Source organism: Streptomyces sp. NPDC049577, from assembly GCF_040675635.1.
Taxonomy (GTDB): Bacteria; Actinomycetota; Actinomycetes; order Streptomycetales; family Streptomycetaceae; genus Streptomyces.
In genome coordinates this window covers 1-8,288 of the sequence record NZ_JBFAPH010000274.1, presented here as the reverse complement: position 1 = coordinate 8,288, position 8,288 = coordinate 1, and the positions used below count along the sequence as shown (strand labels likewise).

Annotated in this window: 7 protein-coding genes and 1 pseudogene; 2 read left to right on the top strand and 6 right to left on the bottom strand. The window is 71.9% G+C overall.

The window, feature by feature from the left end; all coding sequences use genetic code 11:
* The 4 genes and pseudogenes from AB0K09_RS25045 to galT form a co-directional block, all read right to left on the bottom strand.
* Positions 1-143: pseudogene (locus tag AB0K09_RS25045) on the bottom strand (DNA-binding response regulator); the annotation flags it as partial.
* A gap of 268 nt (positions 144-411) precedes the next feature.
* Positions 412-1,563, bottom strand: a complete 1,152-nt coding sequence (gene galK, locus AB0K09_RS25040) for a galactokinase (RefSeq protein WP_366067630.1) — start codon at positions 1,561-1,563, stop codon at positions 412-414.
* The gene (gene galE / locus AB0K09_RS25035; protein WP_366067629.1) at positions 1,560-2,534 is read right to left on the bottom strand and encodes a UDP-glucose 4-epimerase GalE; all 975 of its coding nucleotides are present in this window, start codon (positions 2,532-2,534) and stop codon (positions 1,560-1,562) included. Before galE ends, galK begins: the two co-directional genes overlap by 4 nt.
* Entirely contained in the window at positions 2,531-3,610 is a 1,080-nt protein-coding gene (gene galT / locus AB0K09_RS25030; protein WP_366067628.1) for a galactose-1-phosphate uridylyltransferase, read from the bottom strand. Before galT ends, galE begins: the two co-directional genes overlap by 4 nt.
* An 84-nt stretch (positions 3,611-3,694) precedes the next feature.
* Between galT and AB0K09_RS25025 the strand changes: the two genes are divergently transcribed.
* The gene (locus AB0K09_RS25025; protein WP_366067627.1) at positions 3,695-5,365 is read left to right on the top strand and encodes a sodium:solute symporter family protein; all 1,671 of its coding nucleotides are present in this window, start codon (positions 3,695-3,697) and stop codon (positions 5,363-5,365) included.
* A 20-nt stretch (positions 5,366-5,385) separates the two neighbouring features.
* The gene (locus AB0K09_RS25020) at positions 5,386-5,676 is read left to right on the top strand and encodes a hypothetical protein (protein WP_366067625.1); all 291 of its coding nucleotides are present in this window, start codon (positions 5,386-5,388) and stop codon (positions 5,674-5,676) included.
* On the opposite strand, the gene AB0K09_RS25015 is transcribed toward AB0K09_RS25020, so the two are convergent.
* Both AB0K09_RS25015 and AB0K09_RS25010 read right to left on the bottom strand, forming a co-directional pair.
* Positions 5,627-6,367 carry a LuxR C-terminal-related transcriptional regulator gene (locus AB0K09_RS25015; protein ID WP_366067624.1) on the bottom strand — a complete coding sequence of 247 codons (741 nt, stop codon included), beginning with the start codon at positions 6,365-6,367 and terminating at the stop codon, positions 5,627-5,629. The genes AB0K09_RS25020 and AB0K09_RS25015 overlap by 50 nt on opposite strands.
* A 317-nt stretch (positions 6,368-6,684) precedes the next feature.
* A partial coding sequence (locus tag AB0K09_RS25010; RefSeq protein ID WP_366067623.1) for a hypothetical protein occupies positions 6,685-8,288 on the bottom strand: 1,604 nt, incomplete at its 5' end.

Genomic DNA, 8,288 nt, shown 5'->3' with positions numbered 1-8,288 from the left:
AGCGCGCGCAACGCGGCCGGCCCGCTGCCGGCCGCCGAGACGTCCACGTCCTGCTCGGCCGCGAGGGCGGCGGCGAGCGACTCGGCGAAGATGCGGTGGTCGTCGACCACCAGTACCCGAATACGTGCCACGGCCACCCCCAAATCCCGGCGGACGAACCAGTGCGGGTACGGCGCCCGGACCGCGGCCGCCACACGCACGGCCGCCGCCGCGCGCTTCGGCAACTTCCCCGCCCCCGGGCGTCGTACCTGCCTGTCTCGCCCCCTGATCAGCGTCGGCCCCCACCGACGCCTGTTCTTCAGCGTACGGCGGGGGTGGGGCCGGGGAGGGGGATTCACGAAACCTGGCCGTCACCGGTGGTTGTGGTGTGCTTTCTGTTCGGTATTGAGCGAGCTGGGTCCGGTCGAACGGTCAGCCGACCCTCCGGGCCCCCTCCCCCGGCACCACCGGGAACACCCTCGGCTCCGCGAGACCCGCCGCGGCGAAGGCCGCGCGCACGGCCTCCTCCACCCGCTCCGCGTCGCCCTCCTCCACCAGGACGATCGCCGAGCCCCCGAACCCGCCGCCCGTCATCCGCGCGCCGAGCGCGCCCGCGGCGGTCGCCGCCGAGACGACGAGGTCGAGTTCGCGGCACGAGACGGCGAAGTCGTCGCGCAGGGAGAGATGGCCCTCGGTCAGGACCGGGCCGACGGGCCGTGGGTCACCCGCGTCGAGAACGGCCATGACGCGCTCCACGCGGTGGTTCTCGGTCACGACGTGCCGTACGAGCGGCCGCAGGGCGGGATCGGGCACCTTCTCCAGCGCCTCGGGCAGTTGTTCGTAGGGGATGTCGCGCAGGGCGGGTACGCCGAGGGCGTGGGCGCTCGCCTCGCAGGCCGCGCGGCGGGCGGCGTACTCGGTGAAGCCGAGGGAGTGGTCGACGCGGGTGTCGACGACGAGCAGGCGCAGGCCCCACCAGGCGAGGTCGAAGGGGATCTGCCGCCGGGCCAGGTCGCGGGTGTCGAGGTGCAGGGCGAGCCCGGCCGAGCAGCAGGCGGCGGCGAACTGGTCCATGACCCCGCAGGGGACGCCGGCGAAGTCGTTCTCGGCGCGCTGGGCCAGCAGCGCCAGCTCCTCCCGGCCGAGGCCGGTGTCGTACAGCTCGGCGAGGGCGAAGGCCGTGGCGACCTCCAGGGCGGCCGAGGAGGACAGGCCCGCGCCCACCGGCACATCGCTGTGGACGTGCAGGTCCGCGCCGCCGACGGGGTGCCCGGCCGTGCGCAGGGCCCAGGCGACCCCGGCCGGGTAGGCGGCCCAGCCGGAGACCCCGCCGGGCGCGAGGCCGTCGAGGGCCAGCTCGACGGTGCCGCCGGGCACGCCGTCGGAGTGCAGGCGCAGCAGGCCGTCCTCGCGGGGGCGGGCGGCGACGCGGGTGAGGAGGGGCAGGGCGAGGGGCATGACGAAGCCCTCGTTGTAGTCGGTGTGCTCACCGATGAGGTTGACCCGGCCGGGCGCGGCCCAGACGCCGGCCGGGGTGGTGCCGAAGGTGTCCTGGAAGCCCTCGACGGCCCGCTGGGTGCTCATGCGTGCTCCGTCCGGACGTGGCGGGCGAAGGCCCAGGCGTCCTCGATGATGCCGGCGAGGCCGGGGCGGGCCGGGGTCCAGCCGAGCCGCTGCCGGGCGCGGTCGGCGGAGGCGACCAGGACGGCGGGGTCGCCGCCGCGGCGCGGGGCGGTGCGCTGCGGGACGGGGTGGCCGGTGACCTTGCGGGCGGTCTCGATCACCTCGTGGACGGAGAAGCCGTTGCCGTTGCCGAGGTTGCAGATCAGGTGCTCGCCGGGGCGGGCGGCGCCGAGGGCGAGCAGATGGGCCTCGGCGAGGTCGGCGACGTGGATGTAGTCGCGTACGCAGGTGCCGTCGGGGGTGGGGTAGTCCTCGCCGTAGACGGAGATCGCCTCGCGCTCGCCGAGGGCGACCTGGAGGACGAGCGGGATGAGGTGCGACTCGGGGTCGTGGCGCTCGCCGTAACGGCCGTGTGCACCGGCCACGTTGAAGTAGCGCAGGGAGACGGCGGCCAGTCCGTGGGCCGCGCACTCGGCGCCGATCATGTGGTCGACGGCGAGCTTGGTGGCCCCGTACGGGCTGGTGGGCACGGTCGGGGCGGTCTCGGTGAGGGGGACGGCGCCGGGTTCGCCGTAGACGGCGGCGGTGGAGGAGAAGACCAGCGTGCGGACTCCGGCGTCGCGCATGGCGTCGAGCAGTTCGATCGTGCCGCCGACGTTGTTGCGCCAGTACGCCTCGGGGCGGGCCACGGACTCGCCGACCTGGGAGTGGGCGGCGAAGTGCAGGACGGCGTCGTAGGAGCCGTCCAGCCAGCGCGCCGCGTCCTGCACGCGCCCCTCGATGAAGCGCGCGCCGTCGGGGACGCCCTCCCGGTGCCCGGTGGAGAGGTCGTCGAGGACGGTGACGGTGTGCCCGGCGGCCAGCAGATGCGCCGCGACGACGCTGCCCACATAGCCCGCGCCGCCGGTGACCAGGTACGTCCTGCTGCTCATTCGCTCGCTACCTCTCGCAGTCGCCGCGCCGCGGCCTCCGGCGGCACATCGTTGATGAACACGTTCATGCCGGACTCGGAACCGGCGAGGAACTTCAGCTTTCCGGCAGTGCGGCGAATGGTGAAGAGCTCGAGGTGAAGGGCGAATTCGGTGCGGTCCCGAGCGCTGAGGGGCGCCTGGTGCCAGGCCGAGACGTACGGCGTCGGGGGTGCGCCCGGGCCGTCCCCTTGCCCCTCGCCGAACAGCCGGTCGAAGCGTCGCAAGAGTTCCAGATAGATCTGTGGAAACTCTGTGCGGGCGTCCTCGTCCAGGGCGAGCAGGTCGGGCACCCGGCGCCGGGGGTAGAGGTGGACCTCGTAGGGCCAGTGGGCGGCGTGGGGCACGAAGGCGGTCCAGTGGGCGCCGTCGAGGACGACGCGGCGGCCGTCGGCGCGTTCGGCGGCCACGGTGTCGTCGAAGAGGTTGCGGCCGCCGGTGCGCTCGCGGTGGGCGGCGGCGGAGGCGAGCATCCGTGCGGTGCGGGGGGTGACGAAGGGATAGGCGTAGATCTGGCCATGCGGGTGAGCGAGCGTGACGCCTATCTCCTCGCCCCTGTTCTCGAAGCAGAAGACCTGCTCGACGGACGGCAGTGCGGCCAGTTCGGCGGTCCGGTCGGTCCAGGCGGCGAGGACGAGTGCGGCGCGCTCGTCGCTCAGATCGGCGAAGGAGGCGTCGTGGTCGGCGGTGAAGCAGACGACCTCGCAGCGGCCGGCGCCGCCGGCGAGGGCGGGGAAGCGGTTCTCGAAGACGGCGACCTCGTAGTCGGGGGCCGGGATCTCGGTGAGCAGGCCGTCGCGCGAGGGGCACAGCGGGCACTGGTCGGGCGGCGGGAAGTAGGTGCGGCCCTGGCGGTGGGAGGCAATGGCGACGTCGTCGCCGAGGAGCGGGTCGTGGCGGATCTCGCAGGTGGTGACGGTGGCTTCGAGCGGGCGCCGGTCGGGGGCGGTGCGCGGGGCGCCGGCGCGGGAGTCGTAGTAGATCAGCTCGCGGCCGTCCGCGAGCCGGATCGCCGTCTTGTGCGCGGCCGTTTTCTTCACACGGACTCCTCCCAACACCTTCCCACACAACTGAACACAAGGAATCATGACCCAACAGCGCGGTCAACACTGGTGAGGTGATCCATGCGCTATCTGGCCGAGGGGCTGCGGCTCCACGTCAACGGGCTCGACTACGCGATCCTGGCCATCTACTTCGCGGTGGTGCTGGGCATCGGCTTCGCGGCCCGCCGCTCGGTCCGCACCAGCCTGGACTTCTTCCTCTCGGGCCGTTCGCTGCCCGCCTGGGTCACCGGGCTCGCCTTCGTCGCCGCCAACCTCGGCGCCACCGAGATCCTCGGCATGGCCGCCAACGGCGCCCAGTACGGCGTCTACACGGTGCACTGGTACTGGGTCGGCGCCATCCCGGCCATGGTCTTCCTGGGCCTGGTGATGATGCCGTTCTACTACGGCTCGAAGGTCCGCTCCGTCCCCGAATTCCTGCTGCACCGCTACGGGCCGGCCTCCCACCTGCTCAGCTCGGTCATCTTCGCCGTCTCCTCGGTGCTGATCGCGGGCGTGAACCTCTACGCGATGGCGATCGTGCTCCAGGCGCTGCTGGGCTGGCCGCAGTGGGTGGCCATCGTCGTCGCCGGCTTCTTCGTGCTCGCCTACATCACCCTCGGCGGGCTCTCCTCGGCCATCTACAACGAGGTGCTCCAGTTCTTCGTCATCCTCGCCGCTCTCATCCCGCTGACCGTCGTCGGCCTCAAGCGCGTCGGCGGCTGGGACGGGCTGTCGGACACCCTCACCGCCTCGCACGGCGACGACTTCCTCAGCGCCTGGGGCGGCACCGGCATCGGCCATCCCAACCCGCTGGGCGCCAACTGGCTGACCATCGTGCTGGGGCTGGGCTTCGTGATGAGCTTCGGCTACTGGACCACCAACTTCGCCGAGGTCCAGCGCGCCCTGTCCGCGCGCAACCTCAGCGCCGCCCGCCGCACCCCGCTCATCGCCGCCTATCCCAAGATGTTCATCCCGCTGGTCGTCGTCCTGCCCGGGCTGATCGCCCTGGCCGTCGAGCCGGCGCTCGGCAAGGCCGGCTCCGGGCTCAGCTACAACGACGCGATCCCGGTGCTGATGCGGGACCTGCTGCCCAACGGCGTGCTGGGCGTGGCCGTCACCGGGCTGCTGGCCGCCTTCATGGCGGGCATGGCGGCCAACGTCTCCTCGTTCAACACCGTGTTCACCAACGACATCTGGGCCGCCTACGTGCGGCGCGGCCGCGAGGACGCGTACTACCTGCGCGTCGGACGGATCGTCACCGCGGTCGGGGTCGTCATCGGGATGGGGACGGCCTTCATCGCGTCCTCCTTCTCCAACATCATGAACTACCTCCAGACGCTGTTCTCCTTCTTCAACGTCCCGCTGTTCTGCGTCTTCATCATCGGCATGTTCTGGAAGCGGGCCACGGCCGCCGCGGGCTTCTGGGGGCTGCTGTCCGGCACGCTCGCCGCGATGGTCAACTACTTCTGGTTCTACAAGCAGGGCGTCGTGGGCATCCCCTCCGACCAGGGCGCCAACTTCGTCTCGTCCATCGTCGCGTTCGTCGTCGGCGCGGTGGTGATGACGGGCGTCTCGCTCGTCACCCGGCCCCGGCCCGCCGAGGCACTCGCCGGACTGGTCTACGGCACGACCTCGCCCGGCATGGCCGAGCCCCCCGCCGAGGGCGATTCCGCCTGGTACCGCAGCCCGGCCCTGCTCGGCTGGGGCGCGGTGGTCCTGGCCGCCGCCTGCTACATCCCGTTCTCGTTGTGACCATTCGGAAGGCGTGAGCCATGAGCGACGAGCTCGAATACCAGCACGACGTCGAGGAACTCGAACGCCGGTCCGCCACCGCCGCCCGGCTCTTCGACGTGCGGCGGATCATCGGCGGACTGTTCGTGGTCTACGGGATCATCGTCACGATCGCGGGCCTGACCGCCTCCGACGCGGCCCTGAAGAAGGCGCAGGGCATCAACCTCAACCTGTGGACGGGCATCGGCATGCTCGCCCTCGGCGCCTTCTTCCTGGTCTGGCTCAGGCTCCGCCCGACGGCCCCGCCGCCCGTCGCGGAGGAGGAACGCTAGCCGCGCCCGGCCCTCCGCGCCCGGTCCGGCCGGCGGCCCGCTCCAGCAGCCCGGTGCGCGCGGCGAGGGCGGCGGCCTCCAGCCGGGAGCCGACCCCCAGCTTCATCAGCACCCGCTGGACGTGCGTCCGGGCCGTGCTCGGCGCTATCCCCATGCCCGCGGCGATCAGGCGGGTGTCCTCGCCCTCGGCCACCCGCACCAGCACCTCGACCTCGCGCGGGGTCAGCAGCTGCAGCAGCCGGGCGCCCTCGTCGTCCGGCTGGGCGGCCGGATTGAGCAGCTCGGTGAACGCCCCCTGCAACAGCTGCGGATCCACCGCCGCCTCGCCGGCCCGCGCCTTCATCATGGCCCGCTCGACGCCCTCGATGCGCTCGTTGTGCCGGACGTAGCCCGAGGCGCCGGCGGCGAAGGCCGCCGCGATCCCCATCGGGCTCGGCACCGGCCCCAGCACCACGACCGCCACCTGCGGCCGCTCCCGCTTGATGCGCACCACCGGGTCGAAGGCGCCCGGCTCCGCCGGCGCCGCCGTCCCCAGCAGGCAGACCTCGGGCGCGCGGCTGACCACCAGATCCGCCGCCCCCGCGCTCGGGGCGGCCGCGGCCAGCACCCGGTGCCCGCGCAACTTCAGCGCCGAGGCGAGCGCCTCGGCCAGCAGGCGATGGTCGTCGACCACCATCAGCCGCACGCCCATGCGCATCCCCCCTGTCGCCCCGCCCGCGTACGTCTCCCCGGTCCGTGTCCCGTGTGCCGCGCCGGCCCGTCGTTTCGTCGTCCGGTCCATTCGTCGACTCGGCTCTTCGTCGACTTTGGCCCTGCTCCGCGAAGCTACACGCTTGTTCGACGTTCCGCGCCCCTTACCGGTGAGAAGTCCCCCGGAATGCCGAAATCCCTGCCAATCGCGTGTACTTCGAGACTGAAACGGATCGTTCAGGCATGTACGCGGGATGGGCAGGGATACGGCAGTGATGGCGCAAGATCACGACGTGATCGTTCGCCGGACGGTCAGCGTCAGCTCCCGCCGAAGACCATGGCCAGGTACTCCGTGCCGAGCCCCGCGGCGCGGGGCTTGTTGGCGAAAGTGTTGCCCAGGTAGAGCCGGCCGCCGGACCAGACGGCCTGCTTGTAGGAGGGCGACAGGTTCTGCTCGCTCTCGGCGGACTCGGCCGGATTCTTCAACAGGACATCGGTCTTGAACGTCTTCGGATCGATCCGGACCACCTTGCCGCCCGCCTTCCAGGTGGCGTCCTGGTAGCCGATGACATAACCATCCTTGTCGACCGACAGCGGCGTCAAGACCGAACCGGGGATGCCTTCCGCCTTGCCCTTCGACTGCCCGCTGGTCAGGTCGAAGCCGACGACCTCGTTGACGCGGCCGGACTGCTGCGCGTTGCCGCTCTGGTGCTCCTCGGAGGGCAGGTAGAGCGTGTCCTTGTCGATCGCCAGCTTGGTGCAGCCCTCGACGTCGGTCGATTGGCACTTCGGCGTGAACGTGCCGTTCTGCGTGGAGATCTTGGCCTTCAGCCGGCCTTCCTTGGCGCTGTCGTCGATCGACATGAAGTCGGAGGCGCCGTTGCCCGTGCTGCCGCCGGCGTCGACCGCGATGACCAGCGGGTCGGTGGAGGCGACGTGGACGTACTGGATGCCGTCCGGCACCTTGTAGCTGGACTTGATCGCGCCGGTCTCCGGGGTGAGGGTCTGCACCTGCATGTGCGGCCGGCTGTAGTCGCCGCAGCGGCGCACGGCGACGAGCTTGGCGCCGCCGCCGTAGCCGTCGTCCCGGCAGTCGTCGCCGGGCTTGGGCTTCCACAGCTCCTTGCCGTCCAGGCTCCAGGCCGCTCCGCCGCTGGTGCCGCCCGCGGCGACCGTGCCGCCGCCGATGGTCACCTCGTCGAAGTACATGTCCCGGTCGCCGTCCTTGACGGACTTCTGCCACAGCTTCTTGCCGCTGTTCAGGTCGATCAGGGCGATCTGGCTGCACGGACCGCCGTACTTCTGCGCGGCGCTGGGCTTGCTCGCCTTGGTCAGGACCGCCGTCTTGCCGTCGGCGGTGGCCTGCTGGGACGACCAGCAGATCTCGCCGTCGAGCGGGACCTCCCACTGCTTGCCGCCACCGAGGCCGTAGCCGTTGATCTTGTAGGCGTCGGCCTTGGCGAACACCTTGTCGGTGACCCACATGCCCTTGACGTCGACCAGGTCGTCGACCTTCGGCTGGTCGAGGCTGAACAGCAGCTTGCCGTCGACCGTCCGCGGCTTGCCGCCGGTCTCCTTGCCGCCCTTGCCGCTGCCGGTCCCGGACTGCGCCTGGCCCTTCTTCCCGTCGTCGTCACCGCCCTGGGTGGCGAACCAGACGCCGCCGCCCACGAGCAGCACGAGCGCGACGGCCGCGCTGACGATGACGGCGAGCTTCCCCTTGCCCTGCGCGGCGCCCTGCGGGGCGCCCTGGGCCTGGGGGTACGGGTACGCGCCGTACTGGGCCGTGCCGTACGGGCCCTGCGGCGGGGCGCCGTAGGGCGGCTGCGCGCCGTAGGGCGGCTGTGCGCCGTACGGGGGCTGACCCGGCTGCGGATAGCCGTAGCCGGCCGGCGGCGGTGCCTGCTGGGGGTAGCCGTAGC